This window comes from Lapidilactobacillus salsurivasis, from assembly GCF_054785215.1.
Map to the genome: position 1 here is coordinate 284,165 of NZ_BAAABI010000002.1, position 13,381 is coordinate 297,545.

Here is a 13,381-nt window from a genome sequence, read left to right on the forward strand (position 1 = left end):
TATCGGTTCTCGCTGAATCTGACGTAGACCGGCCTGTCACCTAGGAATCGGTTGACGTTGGATCGGGCGCTGAATTCAAGGGCGCCCTGTTTGGTCCGGCAGACTGGTCCGGACCCAGAATCGCGGTCACCGCTGTCTGATATTTCTGCGGCGCCTGCGCGGCTGCCTGTCGCAATAAGGCGGCGCCCTGTTCCGCTTGCCCCTGATTCAGGCGGCAACCGCCCAACACAAAGGCCGCATCAGCGTTTTCAGGCGCAACCTGATAGGCCGTTTCCGCGTATGCTTGCGCCGCCGCCCACAACTGCTGTTTCGTGAGGATCTGGGCCAAAAGGAGATTTTCAGCCAAGCCTCGGGGCGTTTGTTCCACCGCGGTCAGGGCAAAGGCACTAGCCAGTTGGAGCTGTTGCTGCTCAAAATAAATCACGGCCAGAAGGTAATTGACGGCTGCTGCTAATGGGGACGTGACTAATGGCTGCAATAAGCCCAACGCCTGCTGATCATCCCGTAATTGGTGGGCGATCACTGCCTGATTGTACGGAATGGCGACATTATCAGGCGCCAGGACCGCCGCCTGGGCTAAAACTTGCTGGGCCTGAGTCAAATCAGCCACCGCCATTAAGCGAGTGGCCAATTCAATCAGTTTGGCCACATCATTTGGATTCTGTTGTAATTGTTTGGTTAGCGCAAGAATTGCCTGTTGTTGCTCAGCGACTGAAAGCTGAGCGCCATCTGGCTGTTTGGATCGTTTAGGCTGTTGCGCATCTGACGTTTTCACCATCGGAACTCCTTTCAAATTGAAAAATCGCCGCGACCACGCTAGCACACGGCTGTTGTTAACTGGCCTTGTCTGACCAACCAACCGTGTTGATCGAACCGGGCCCGGCGAAAAAGGACCCGAGTTGGTTCCGCCCACCTACTCAAACCGAATCACTGGTGCCAAGCTTCTTGCCCAAGTATGACGTTTCGTTCCAGCGGATCTTCTGAAATGTTCGCCCCTGATCATAGGTGGCCAATTCGGTCAAACTGGTATTGGCCAAACCCCCGTCTTTGCGCAAATCTTTCAAAGGGGTGCCCAGCAACGATTGCATCAACGCCGTCAGCGCCGCCCCGTGACTGACGACCAGAATATTCGCTGAAGTTTGCGGGTAACGCTGTGAAATCGCCACAATGACCCGCCGCATGCGCAAAATCAGTTGGCTGAAACTCTCCGCCTGGATGCGCTCAGCTTGAAACTGATCCGGGCGATAGCGAAACGCATCAACTTCATGGGGGTATTTGCCTTCCACCTCTTGGTAAGTTTTACCTTCCATTAGGCCCAGATTAAATTCGCGCAAATCTTTCTCCAAATAGATCGGCAAATTAGGCTGATTCAAATTCTCGCTGATGAAAACCGCCGTTGTCTGCGCCCGCAATAACGGACTGGTATAAATAGCCTGAAAATGAAGCCGCTCATGCTTCAAATAATTCGCTAAACGGGTAATATCCCGATAGCTAGCCGGCAATAACGGCGAATCTCCATGCGCGCCTTGAAGCCGTCCCTCCAGATTCCATTCTGTTTTACCATGTCGTACGAAGAAGAAATTTGTCATCCTTACCCCTGCCTATCAAGCTTAGTCAGCTACCCATCACTAAATCACTGTAATGAAAAAGGCTGGGCGATTTTCATCGTCAACAGCCCGATTTTCATTTGGACTTACACATATTGTAAGACTTTTGTATGGTCATAGGCAACATCAATTGTCCCGCCGCCTAAACATTCTTCATTCTCGTAAAACACAACGGCTTGACCTGGCGTGATCGCCCGGACTGGCTCATCGAAAATGACCTCAGCACTGGTTGGATCGGCTGGATCCACTTTCACGGTCACTCCTACATCTTGCTGACGATAGCGAAATTTTGCGGTGGCGTGGAACTCAGCTGCCGGCGCCTGACCAGCAACAAACGAAAGCTTCACAGCAGACAAGCTCGTCGCGAATAACCGCGGATTGTTGAACCCTTGGTCGACAATCAAGGTGTTCGTCGCCATCTCCTTACCAACCACGAACCAAGGCTCGCTGGAGTCACTAGACCCCCCGATCCCCAAGCCTGAACGTTGACCGATGGTGTAATACATCAAGCCATCATGCTGACCCTTGAGCTCACCAGCTGGTGTCCGCATCGCGCCAGGCTGGGCCGGCAAGAACTCCTTCAGGAATTTCTTGAAATCACGCTCGCCAATGAAGCAGACCCCAGTGGAATCCTTCTTCCGCGCGGTATACAGACCAGCTTTCTCAGCGATGGCCCGCACCTCTGGCTTGCGCAAATGACCAATGGGGAACATCACCTTTTGCAACTGCTCCTGCGACAAGGTATTCAGAAAATAAGTCTGATCTTTGTTGTCATCAGCACCGCGTAATAAATGAACCGTTCCGTCTTGATCACGCCGCAACTGAGCATAGTGACCCATGGCAATGTAATCCGCGTTCAGTGACAAAGCGTAATCCAAGAAAGACTTGAACTTGATCTCCTTGTTGCACATCACGTCTGGATTAGGCGTGCGATTGTGCCGATATTCATCTAAGAAGTATTCAAAGACCCGATTCCAATATTCTTTTTCAAAATCGATCGAATAGTACGGAATCCCAATCTGATTGGCTACTCGCGCAACATCTTCATAATCCTCGGTTGCCGTGCAGACCCCAGAATCCGTGGTGTCATCCCAATTCTTCATGAAAACACCAATAACATCATAACCTTGTTCTTTAAGCAATAGCGCCGTCACTGAGGAATCAACGCCACCACTCATCCCGACAACAACCCGGGTCTTTGAATTATCCATTGTTACATTCGCTCCTCAATTTAGGAGACGACAAGTAGAATGTCGCGCTCCATGAAATTCTCGATCAAGTAGTTGAACTGCTCAACTTCCTTGACATTCTTCTCATCTTTAAAAATATTGATTGCCTTTAAGCCGCTACGGTCTGTAATACTCATTTTCATGGTGGTCAGATCCGCGCCGACGGTCATTTTCAGTTGAAAAACCGCCACATAAGGTGATTCACCATAAAGCGGCCGGATCAAGTTGAAACTGCCATTTTTGCTCTTGGTAAAACCCACATCACGTAAGGTGTACGCTTTAACCTGTGGATTTAATTTAAATGTGCGTTGATCGCCCAATAACTTAACTTCATCTTTTGCCATTAAACTCGCTCCTTAATTAAGATCATGAGTTCATTATAACAAAAACAAGCGCTGTCGGTACAGTCCACCTTAAGTCGTCTGCTGTAAATAATCAGTTACGACAGCGACCAAGGCTTGACCCAAGGCCTGCGCCTGCGCCAAGGTGTTCTCACTGCCGAACGAGAGCCGCAACGATTCACTGATTTCCGCGGCGTTAGCGCCATACAGCGCTGTTAACACGTGCGATGGTTGCAAGCTGCCTGCCGTACAAGCCGAGCCGCCGGAAACCGCAAAGCCGCGCAGATCCAAACTGGTCAGGGCCAAATTGGTCGGCACTCCGGGAAACCATAAATTCAATACATGGGGCAAACTCGCCTGCAGATCAGGTCCATTAATGTGGTAAGTCACCCCAGCCTGATCCAATTCGGCTAGAACCGCCTGTTTCAAAACCAGCAACTGCTCCCGCCGCTTCGCCTTATTGGTTCCGGCTAAATCACGGACCGCTTGCGCCATGCCCACGATGCCGGGGAGATTCTCCGTCCCAGCGCGGCGTTTATGTTCCTGCTCGCCCCCATTCATAAAGGGCACCAGCTTGACCCCAGTTTTGGCGTAAAGAAAACCGACACCTTTGGGGCCATGAAGTTTGTGACCGGAAACCGACAAGAAGTCGACCCCCAGTTCCTGAACATCGATTGGAAGGACACCATATGCTTGGACCGCGTCAGTGTGGAAAATCACCGGTTTATCCGCCAACAGCGCCCCGATTTCCTTGATGGGCTCGATCGTCCCGATCTCATTGTTGCCCATCATGATCGACACCAGAATCGTCTCTGGGCGCAAGGCCGCCGCCACCTGGTCAACCGTCACATAACCCAGACCATCCACCGGTAAATACGTGACCTCAAAGCCCTGCTGCTCCAGTCGCGCCATTGTTTTCATCACGGCTGGATGCTCGATCGCGGTGGTAATAATATGATGACCCCGCTGACCATAGGCCGCCGCCGTGCTTAGAATGGCGGTATTATCACTTTCGGTGCCACCACTGGTGAAGATTACCTCATCAATACTAGCGGCGTTGATACTTTGCGCAATCGTCTGTCGGCTTTGATCCAGCAAATCATGGGCCCGCCGACCGAAAAAGTGCGTGCTTGAGGCATTACCGAAATCATCGCGTAACACGTCGGTCATCGCCTGAACCACCGTCGGACTCACCGGCGTGGTCGCGGCATTATCGAAATAAAAATGTTCCATCTTCCACCTCCATTAGAAGTCTAAACCAACTGAGGCGCTGTCCGCAAAGGAACTGGGCCTTACGCCTCGGCGAATTCTGGGATCGCGGTCAATAGTAATTTCGCCGCGTTACGCCCGGCGGTGACCACAAACTCATCAAAACTAACCGTGGCCGCATCGTCACCATTATCACTGATCGCGCGAATGATCAAGAACGGTTTTTGGAAGCTGGTAGCCACTTGAGCAACTGCCGCGCCTTCCATTTCCACCGCTTGCACCCCAGGGAAATTCTGTTTGATCAACGCCACGTGTTCGGGATCAGCGATGAATTGATCACCTGTAGCGATCAAGCCGGTCACACTATTCAAGGTCAACTGCGCAGCCGCCGCTTGGATCGTCGCCAATAGCTTCGCGTCTGCGTTGAAGTAGGTCTCATGATCGGGCACCTGTCCTAAGACATAATCGCCGCCACCGGTCACGTCAACATCATGATAAACCAACCGATCGCCAATGACCAAGTCACCCACTTGCAAGCCAGCGCCAACGCCAGCAGCCGAGCCAGAATTGATCACACAATCGACGGCAAAGTGATCAAATAAAATAGTCGCTGTCAACGCCGCCTGTACTTTACCGATCCCCGATTGCGCCAAAATCAAATCAACATTCTTATAATGACCAATGGTAAAACGCACCTGACCGATCACTTCTTCGCTAACGGCGCGTAAATGTTTCCGATACCGTCCGATTTCCTCTGCCATTGGGACCAAAATTCCAACTTTCATCCTAATTCCTCCATCATCGGCTGATCCACTGTTCATCCGTGGCTGTCTACTATTCTATGTTTTTTATCATGCAAATCTTGTAAATAATTCCGTTATTTGTCACGGTTGCTTCTTAATTTGTTTATCTGTCGCATGTGTTGATCTTTTTAAAATCCCTTTAAACCAGTTCCGAGCTTGGCCAATAATGAGCTGGTCAAGTTTGAAACGCGGCCTAAACTACAAAAAGAATAACGCCAAATAGGTTAGGATAATCAATAAGCTGACAATCACTAATGCCCAGTTTAAGCGGCGGCGCATTTTGGGATGCGCGACTGTGCCCGTGCCTGGCTGACCGAGTTCAGCCTCCCGGCGTGCCATCCGCGTAGTTGGAGTGGTATTTTCACCGTGACGTTCGCTTTCTAAACGTTCGCTGCGTCGTCCTGCCGCAGTGGGCTGGCTCAAATCAACGATCAAATCAGGCTCAGCACTCGTCCGGCGCGAGCTAGTCTTTCTTTGGACCATCTTGGATTTCACCACATTTCTCTTGTTGGGCCGCCTGCAATTGTTCCCAGTATTTCAAGGCGATCAACGTTTTCCCATCAAGAAACTGGGAAGTGCTTAACAATTGTTGCGCCTCAGCCAGAGTAAACAGCCGCACCTCCAGGAATTCATCTGGATCCAACGGCCGCTTCTCGGCCAATGCTTGCAGGCCTTGAGCTTGATATAACGACATCTTCTCCGTAGCAAAGCCTGGTGAAGTATAAAAAGTCGCCAGTAAGCGCCAGTCTTGGGCGGACTGACCAATCTCTTCGTTCAATTCACGTTGCGCCGTTTTCAAGGGATCAGTTTCCAAAGGATCGATCTTCCCGGCTGGAATCTCCCAAGTTTCATGGGCTAACGGCGCTCGCCACTGTCGGACGAAATAAGCGTGATCCAAATCCGCTAAAGCCAGGATCGCAACGGCACCATGATGCTCGACGATCTCCCGTTCGGCCAGTCGCCCATTAGGCAATTCCACGACCTGTTGATGCAAGCGTAAAATATGGCCGTCATACAGCAAACGATCGCCTTGAACTTTTTCTGTGAAATCCATGCTTCTCCCGCTTTCCACAAGTAAATATCATACCGAATTTTTGGCGCCTTGTCACTCAATTTAACTTATTTTTTGTACATGAAATGGCAACAAGACTTCAACTGCATATTTTCAGTCAACAAGTGTTATTATACCAGCACCAGAATCATAAATGAAAACAATTCTGATTCCTTTGCAAAAAATTAGACGCCAACCCTGCCCCAACGACTTCTGAATCAATGGACGGGCACTAAAATCAACCCTTAGCCTTATTCAGATTGGCGTAAATTATGATAGAATTTAGACAGTAAGTATTACGGGAGGTTAATCATGAAATTCAAAAGTATTTTATCTGGTCTATTAACAGCTTGGGTCATCGTCTTTTTCGGTCTGACCATTATCTCAGCTTTATTTGATGCCATGGATAGTACGGTTTTTGGCATCGCCATCATCGCCTTGGCCGGCTTGATCCTATTAGTTGTGACTCGGCGTTCAATGCGCCGCGACAAGAAGGCCACCGATGGCTTCAATGAGCCCATTAGCAAGAAAATGTTGGCTCATTACCAACAAGCCGGTTTGTCTGACGCCGAGATCGACGTTTTCCGCGAAACGATGAGCGATGCGAAGAAAGAGATCGTTGAGTTGGAACAAACCATGCAGGCCGTACCAAAATTGCGGGCCATCAATCTGAATCATGATACGATCGGTCTGACCAAAGCAATGTTCTCAGCCTTGGTCAATGAACCGGAACGGCTTCAAGAAGCGGCTGACTTCCTTTATAAGCACCTGCCTACTAGCTTGACCATCGCTAAGAAGTATCAAGAAATCAGCCAACACGAGATGAAAACCAGTGACACCTATGCCGTGCTCGATCGTAGCGTCGAGATGCTGGCTTCATTAAGTGAACAGATCAAGCAGGATTATCTGGATTATGTCCACGATGACGTCAGTGAGTTAGAATCAACTTTGGATGGGGTCGATAAAGAACCGGCCCACCCAGATTTCAACATCACCAACGACCGTTCGATCGCCCAGATGCAAGATCAGCTCAACCAGATCCAAGCGGACTATCTCGAGGATCAACAAACTAAGACCACCGATCAAAGCGATCATGACCCTGATCAAGGTACCCAAGACAATAAAGATGGTGAAGATAACAATGACAGATAAGCAAACCAGCAACCAAAATCAAGACCTTTACAATGATTTGCTCGCGACACCTTTTGACGCCACCGCCACCACGCCAGCGGCCAAGGCACAAGCCAGCACTGATGAAGAAACGGCTTTGGCCCGACTGACCCCTGAACAAAAGAACCAGGCCACCGCGCTGGTCAACCAAATCGACACGAAGAATCAAGCGGCGGTCCTTAATTATGGCGCCAATGCCCAAAAACAACTCTCCGCCTTTTCGCAAACCATGCTGGATCAAGTTTCCAGTCAACAAACCGGTGAGATCGGTAATGTCTTGACGGATCTGATGTATCGCCTGAACGAAGCCAATCCCAGCGAATTGGAAGCCGAGAACAAAAATGTTTTCCGTAAACTATTTGGCAAAGTTCGCCGCTCGGTCTACGAACTGACCGCAAAATATCAAAAAATCGGCGCGCAGATCGATACGATTGGTGTGAAACTCGACCATCAGAAAAATGATCTCCTTGTCGATAACAAAATGTTAGACGGTCTTTATCAACAGAACAAGGCTTACTTTGACGCCTTGAATGTTTATATCGCCGCAGGTAAGGTCAAACTCAATCAGCTTGAACAAGAAGAGATTCCTACCCTTTTGGCCAAGGCCGAGGCTTCGGGTGATCAGATGACGGTTCAAGAGGCCAATGACCTTAAACAATTCGCCGACCGTTTGGAGAAGCGCACCCACGACCTAGAATTGGCGCGCCAGATCACCATCCAGCAGGCCCCACAGATTCGCTTGATCCAAGGGACCAACCAAGCCCTAGCAGAAAAGATCCAAGCCTCGATCAATACCGCGATTCCATTATGGAAGAACCAAGTGGCGATCGCCCTCACCCTCTTGCGCCAAAAAGATGCCGTGACCGCGCAACGACAAGTCTCGCAAACAACCAACGATCTTTTGACCAAGAACTCAGAGATGTTGAAGATTTCGGCCATCGAGACCGCCAAGGAGAACGAACGTGGCGTTGTCGATATCGAAACGCTGCAGAAGACTCAGAACGATCTGATCGAAACCTTGCAACAAACCCTCAAGATCCAACAAGATGGCCGCAAGAAACGTCAAGCGGCCGAAGTCGAATTGGGCAAGATGGAAGAAGAACTCAAACAACATTTATTGGCCTATAGTCATGGTGAGACCACCAGTGATTATCGGACGCGTAAAACCGTTGATCCGCTGGCCGATCTCAAAATCGACCATCAAAATAACGACGATGCGCAGACGAATTAGCGCCAGTCAACTCTTTACCATTCACGATACCGTTCACGATACCATTCACGATAAAACAGCGCCGTCACTGCAAAAAGTGACGTCGCTTTTTTGATCTGATTTCTAGCGATACGCTCAACCAGGCTTAGTTCACCAACACTACTGATTTTACGCCGCGCGCCGGCGATGTTTCAACCAACGATACCCCGTTATGATCGTGGCCACCAAACTCAGAACGATCGAAATGATAAAAGTGACCTTCATGCCGTAAATAAAGGTGGCGGGATGCTGCGGCAAATAAGTGGTGACGTGACGACCCAACCGTTGACTCATGGCTGAAAATAGGATTGTCGTCGCAAAAGTGATCCCGATCACCATCCCCAACTCCCGCGCTAAACCATTGATTCCGCCGGCCATGCCCAGGTCTTTGGTGGCGACAGAGCTCATCACGATCGTATTATTGGGCGCCTGAAAGAGCCCATTGCCGAAACCAACCAAACCGACGAACGCGGTGAACAGCCATAACGGGCTTTGCAGATCCGTCAAGAAATAGCCGATCTGACTGATCGTGATCAAAACCAGCCCCAAGAAGGTCAAACTTTCCGGTCCGATCCGATCCGAAATCGAACCAGCAATCGGCGCGACCAACACTTGGATGATTGGGAAAACCATCAATAAGTAACCAGAAGTATTGGCCGCTAAACCCCGCGCGTTTTGTAAGTAGAACGGCGCGATCACATTGAAAATGAAGTTGACTACAAAAATCATTAAGGCGGTCAATAAACTCAACGAGAAATCAATATTTTTGAAAATCGCCAGACGTAACATGGGTGCCGGTGTCCGACGCTCATGATGAAAGAAAATAATCAACGCGAGCACAGCCAATAGCAACAAGCCACCCACTGCCCAATGACCGTAACCAATGTCTTGACCAATAAAGATCCCGCCAAAAAGCCCCAAGATCGCCGCCGCAAAAGACAGCGTCCCTAACCAATCGATCCGCGCTGGTGTTTTAGACAGATCCGTCGGCAAAACAAAGATGCCTAAGATAAACGTCAAGATGCCCACAGGAACATTGATCCAGAAAATATTGCCCCAATACCATTTTGCTAAGATCAGCCCACCGATGCCTGGTCCGGCAATACTCCCCAAAGAAACGAAACTGCCGATCCAACCCAACGCCTTGCCCCGTTCGTTCAGAGGAAATACTTCTGTAATAATGCCATTGTTCGTACTCATGGTCATCGCCGCGCCCAAAGCCTGAATCACCCGACCGATCAAGAGCAAGCTCAGCCCTTGATTGAAGCCGGAGAGCAATGAGCCGCCGATAAATAAGATCGTGCCCAAGCGAAAAATGCGGATCTTTCCGAAAATATCGCCTAATTTTCCGAAAAACAGCAATAAGGCGCAGATCACCATCAGGTAGACCGAGACGATCCATTCCGCCTGATTCATCGGAATAGCCAGATCCTTGCTGATGGTCGGCAACGCGATATTCACGATGCTGGCATCCAAGGTCGCCATGAAAGTAAACATCCCGACCGCCGTTAAAATCAACCAACGCTTGGCTTGGACCCGCTGATCATTTAAATAATTCTTGTTCATTATCATTCACTCCACTATTCTCTCGAGTTTACACGAACGGGCAGTGTGAGTGGGGACAGTTACGAAATGGCCATCCCGAAGTCGAGCCCACGTGACCGTCTAGCCAGGAGCGCCGCCCAGTTACCGCTAGACGCCCCTAGTTAAGACAAAATAAAAGGCTGTGTCAATCAATCTGCTTTGACTCAGCCTTTTACCTAATTTATTCTGTTCGTTATTGTAAGTTTACAACCATCAATCAAAAAATGCAAAGGTGTTTTCACACGTTTTAACGCGACAATAGCCTGACAAAAGTCACTTGACCAGTCGTGATTGCTGCGCTACGGACACCCTACTTCGTTGGCCGTTCAAATCCTGCGGTCACAGCTTCTGGGAATTCCCGGCGCACGATCGCCGCGCAATCCGCGCAGAAAGTTGGGAAGTCTGTATCACTACCCACGCTGGTCAAAGTCTTGCGACAGCGTTCGCAAACAGCACCATCCGCATGGCTGACCACAATAGCGAAATCATTGAAACTGGTTGCCGTTGCTGGCGCGTCAGCCGCGGCCACTGGGCTGATTTCTAATTGTGAGACAATCAACAGCTCAGCCAAATCAGCCTGAAGCTCCGTTAAAACCGGACGGAAGGTCGCCGTTGGGTACAAGACCACTTTGGCCTCCAACGACTTACCGATCAGTTTCTCATTGCGAGCGACTTCCAGGGCGCGGTGAACCCCATCACGGAAGTCCATGATCGCGGTCCATTTCGTCAATAACGCTTGATCGGCCGTGCTGATCGTCGCCGTTGGCATTTCCGCCAATTGAACATAGTCTTCTGGCTCAGCCAAGTACGACCAGATCTCTTCACTAGTATGGGGCAAGATCGGGGTCAACAGCTTCGTGAGTGTCACCAAGCACTGATAGATCACCGTTTGCATGGCACGCCGGCTAGCATCATCGGCAGCCTTGATGTAAATAACATCTTTGGCGAAGTCCAAGTAAAAGGCTGACAAATCATTGACCAGGAAGTTGTTGATTTGCTTGAAGACGGTGGCAAAATCAAGCTCATCGTAAGCCTGGATCGCCTGTTCATTGACTTGATGGAGCCGGGCCAAAATAAAACGATCAACCTCACGTAACGCTTCTGGCGCCAGACTTTCCGTCGCCGCGTCAAAATCCGCCACATTGGCCAACATAAAGCGGAACGTATTCCGGATTTTCCGATAAACTTCGGACATTTGCCGTAAAATATCCATCGAAACGGCCACATCTGAACTGCTGTCCACGGAAGCGACCCACAGACGAATGATCTCCGCGCCCATTTGCTTGAAAATATCATTGGGATCGATGACGTTCCCCAATGACTTACTCATCTTATGACCTTGATCATCCAAGACAAAGCCTTGGGACAAGATCTGACGATATGGCGACTGGCCGGTTGTCGCCATACTGGTGATCAAACTGGAGTTGAACCAGCCTCGATACTGGTCGGACCCTTCAATGATCAGATCAGCTGGGAAACTTAATTCCGGGCGCGTGGTCAAAACAGCCCGATGAGACGAACCCGAATCGAACCAAACATCAAGAATATCTTTTTCCTTGGTAAACGTGCCGTTCGGTGATCCTGGATGAGTGAACCCGGCCGGCAAGAGTTCCTTGGCCGACTTCTCAAACCAGATGATCGACCCATGTTTTTCGAACAGGTCAGCCACATGATTGACCGTTTCTGGGGTAATGATCGCGGTGCCATCTTCCGCGTAGAAAATCGGTAAAGGCAGACCCCAAGCTCGTTGCCGGGAAATAACCCAGTCGCCCCGATCGCGGATCATGTTATAAAGTCGCGTTTGGCCCCAGTCCGGCTTAAACTTGACACCATCGATCGCCGCTAAAATTTGATCACGGAAAGCATCAATCGACGCGAACCATTGCGTTGTCGCCCGGAAAATCACCGGCTTCTTAGTCCGCCAATCATGGGGATAACTATGGGTGAAGAAGCTTAATTTCAGTAAGGCGCCCTTGGCGGACAGCGCTTCAGTCACCATTTTGTTAGCGTCATCGTAGAAGACGCCCGTGAAGCCCGGCGCGTCGGCGGTCATTTTGCCCTGCGCGTCAACCACGGATAAGACCGGCAAGTGATACTTCGAGCCGGCGTTAAAGTCATCAGCACCATGGCCTGGCGCGGTATGAACCAAACCAGTCCCATCATCCAAGGTAACATGGTTGCCCAAGATGACCAAGGACGTCCGATCATACAGCGGATGTTGCACGGTGATCATTTCCAGATCAGCGCCCTTGACCGTTTTCAAGGTCTCGACGTGCTCGAAGCCTAACGCCTCTTGCACCGCCGCCAATCGTTCCGTGGCAAAAACATACTTATGGCCATCAGCTAAAACTACGCTGTAATTAAACCGCGGATTGACACAGATCGCCTCATTGGCTGGGATCGTCCACGGAGTCGTGGTCCAAATCACCAATGACGTATCATCATCAAGCACACCTTGGCCGTCGACGACCTTGAAGGCCACATAAATCGATGGCGACTTGATGTCATGATATTCGATCTCAGCTTCCGCCAAAGTTGATTCGGAAGAAGGCGACCAATAAACCGGCTTCTTGCCCTTATAGATATAGCCCTTAGCCGCCATTTCTCCGAACAAACGAATCTCTTCCGCCTCAAACTCAGGTTGTAAAGTGATGTAAGGATGGTCCCAATCACCAGCGACACCCAACCGTTTAAATCCAACCCGCTGTTTGTCAATCTCATCCAAGGCAAACTTCCGGCACAATTCCAAGTAGTCAACCAGCGGCATTTTGCGCCGATCGATACCCTTCTTCGTCAATTGTTGTTCGATCGGCAAACCATGAGTATCCCAGCCAGGTACATAAGGCGCCCGAAAACCGTGCATCGACTTGTAGCGCACCACAATATCTTTACTGATCTTATTCAAGGCATGCCCCAAATGGATACTGCCATTGGCAAACGGCGGTCCATCATGGAGAATGAAGGTCGGTTTGCCCGCATTCAACTTCTGCCGTTGCTGATAAACCTGATTTTCTTCCCATTCATGTTGCCATTCTGGTTCTCTCTTAGGTAAATTGCCCCGCATTGGGAAAGCTGTTTTTCCTAAATGTAAGGTATCTTTGACACGCATTCCTGTTCCTCCTTCAAACAACAAAAAAA

At 49.9% G+C, this 13,381-nt stretch carries 12 protein-coding genes; 2 read left to right on the top strand and 10 right to left on the bottom strand.

Annotation, left to right across the window (positions count from 1 at the left end; translation table 11 throughout):
• Positions 1 to 40: 40 nt before the first annotated feature.
• The 8 genes from ACYVSB_RS03260 to ACYVSB_RS03295 form a co-directional block, all read right to left on the bottom strand.
• On the bottom strand, positions 41 to 775 hold the full coding sequence (locus ACYVSB_RS03260) for a tetratricopeptide repeat protein (RefSeq protein ID WP_461218405.1): 735 nt from the start codon (positions 773 to 775) through the stop codon (positions 41 to 43).
• Between the two features lie 142 nt (positions 776 to 917).
• A complete protein-coding gene (locus ACYVSB_RS03265; protein ID WP_461218406.1) occupies positions 918 to 1,589 on the bottom strand; it encodes a histidine phosphatase family protein in 672 nt (223 codons plus the stop codon).
• Positions 1,590 to 1,693: 104 nt separating this feature from the next.
• The gene (mnmA, locus tag ACYVSB_RS03270; protein WP_461218407.1) at positions 1,694 to 2,818 is read right to left on the bottom strand and encodes a tRNA 2-thiouridine(34) synthase MnmA; all 1,125 of its coding nucleotides are present in this window, start codon (positions 2,816 to 2,818) and stop codon (positions 1,694 to 1,696) included.
• Positions 2,819 to 2,838: 20 nt separating this feature from the next.
• Positions 2,839 to 3,180, bottom strand: a complete 342-nt coding sequence (locus ACYVSB_RS03275; RefSeq protein ID WP_461218408.1) for a DUF1831 domain-containing protein — start codon at positions 3,178 to 3,180, stop codon at positions 2,839 to 2,841.
• 69 nt (positions 3,181 to 3,249) lie between these two features.
• A complete protein-coding gene (locus ACYVSB_RS03280; protein WP_461218409.1) occupies positions 3,250 to 4,410 on the bottom strand; it encodes a cysteine desulfurase family protein in 1,161 nt (386 codons plus the stop codon).
• A 59-nt stretch (positions 4,411 to 4,469) separates the two neighbouring features.
• Positions 4,470 to 5,171, bottom strand: coding sequence for a 5'-methylthioadenosine/adenosylhomocysteine nucleosidase (locus tag ACYVSB_RS03285; protein ID WP_125602115.1), 702 nt, complete (start codon positions 5,169 to 5,171; stop codon positions 4,470 to 4,472).
• 216 nt (positions 5,172 to 5,387) lie between these two features.
• Positions 5,388 to 5,672 (bottom strand): hypothetical protein, encoded by a 285-nt coding sequence (locus ACYVSB_RS03290; protein WP_461218410.1) that lies wholly within the window; start codon positions 5,670 to 5,672, stop codon positions 5,388 to 5,390.
• Complete coding sequence (locus tag ACYVSB_RS03295) at positions 5,653 to 6,243, bottom strand: NUDIX domain-containing protein (protein ID WP_461218411.1); 591 nt, start codon at positions 6,241 to 6,243, stop codon at positions 5,653 to 5,655. Before ACYVSB_RS03295 ends, ACYVSB_RS03290 begins: the two co-directional genes overlap by 20 nt.
• A 309-nt stretch (positions 6,244 to 6,552) precedes the next feature.
• Between ACYVSB_RS03295 and ACYVSB_RS03300 the strand changes: the two genes are divergently transcribed.
• Complete coding sequence (locus tag ACYVSB_RS03300; RefSeq protein ID WP_461218412.1) at positions 6,553 to 7,392, top strand: 5-bromo-4-chloroindolyl phosphate hydrolysis family protein; 840 nt, start codon at positions 6,553 to 6,555, stop codon at positions 7,390 to 7,392.
• Positions 7,382 to 8,641 (top strand): toxic anion resistance protein, encoded by a 1,260-nt coding sequence (locus ACYVSB_RS03305; protein ID WP_461218413.1) that lies wholly within the window; start codon positions 7,382 to 7,384, stop codon positions 8,639 to 8,641. The genes ACYVSB_RS03300 and ACYVSB_RS03305 overlap by 11 nt, the downstream gene beginning before the upstream one ends.
• A 147-nt stretch (positions 8,642 to 8,788) precedes the next feature.
• Here the strand turns inward: ACYVSB_RS03305 and ACYVSB_RS03310 are convergent, their stop codons facing one another.
• A complete protein-coding gene (locus tag ACYVSB_RS03310; protein WP_461218501.1) occupies positions 8,789 to 10,228 on the bottom strand; it encodes an MFS transporter in 1,440 nt (479 codons plus the stop codon).
• Positions 10,229 to 10,553: 325 nt separating this feature from the next.
• A complete protein-coding gene (gene ileS, locus ACYVSB_RS03315) occupies positions 10,554 to 13,352 on the bottom strand; it encodes an isoleucine--tRNA ligase (RefSeq protein WP_461218414.1) in 2,799 nt (932 codons plus the stop codon).
• Between the last annotated feature and the right edge of the window lie 29 nt (positions 13,353 to 13,381).

Bases quoted from the DNA above. Each gene is read 5' to 3' on its own strand.
- ACYVSB_RS03265 (WP_461218406.1), bottom strand. From the start codon at position 1,589: ATGACAAATTTCTTCTTCGTACGACATGGTAAAACAGAATGGAATCTG.
- mnmA (WP_461218407.1), bottom strand. From the start codon at position 2,818: ATGGATAATTCAAAGACCCGGGTTGTTGTCGGGATGAGTGGTGGCGTT.
- ACYVSB_RS03275 (WP_461218408.1), bottom strand. From the start codon at position 3,180: ATGGCAAAAGATGAAGTTAAGTTATTGGGCGATCAACGCACATTTAAA.
- ACYVSB_RS03280 (WP_461218409.1), bottom strand. From the start codon at position 4,410: ATGGAACATTTTTATTTCGATAATGCCGCGACCACGCCGGTGAGTCCG.
- ACYVSB_RS03285 (WP_125602115.1), bottom strand. From the start codon at position 5,171: ATGAAAGTTGGAATTTTGGTCCCAATGGCAGAGGAAATCGGACGGTAT.
- ACYVSB_RS03290 (WP_461218410.1), bottom strand. From the start codon at position 5,672: ATGGTCCAAAGAAAGACTAGCTCGCGCCGGACGAGTGCTGAGCCTGAT.
- ACYVSB_RS03295 (WP_461218411.1), bottom strand. From the start codon at position 6,243: ATGGATTTCACAGAAAAAGTTCAAGGCGATCGTTTGCTGTATGACGGC.
- ACYVSB_RS03300 (WP_461218412.1), top strand. From the start codon at position 6,553: ATGAAATTCAAAAGTATTTTATCTGGTCTATTAACAGCTTGGGTCATC.
- ACYVSB_RS03305 (WP_461218413.1), top strand. From the start codon at position 7,382: ATGACAGATAAGCAAACCAGCAACCAAAATCAAGACCTTTACAATGAT.
- ileS (WP_461218414.1), bottom strand. From the start codon at position 13,352: ATGCGTGTCAAAGATACCTTACATTTAGGAAAAACAGCTTTCCCAATG.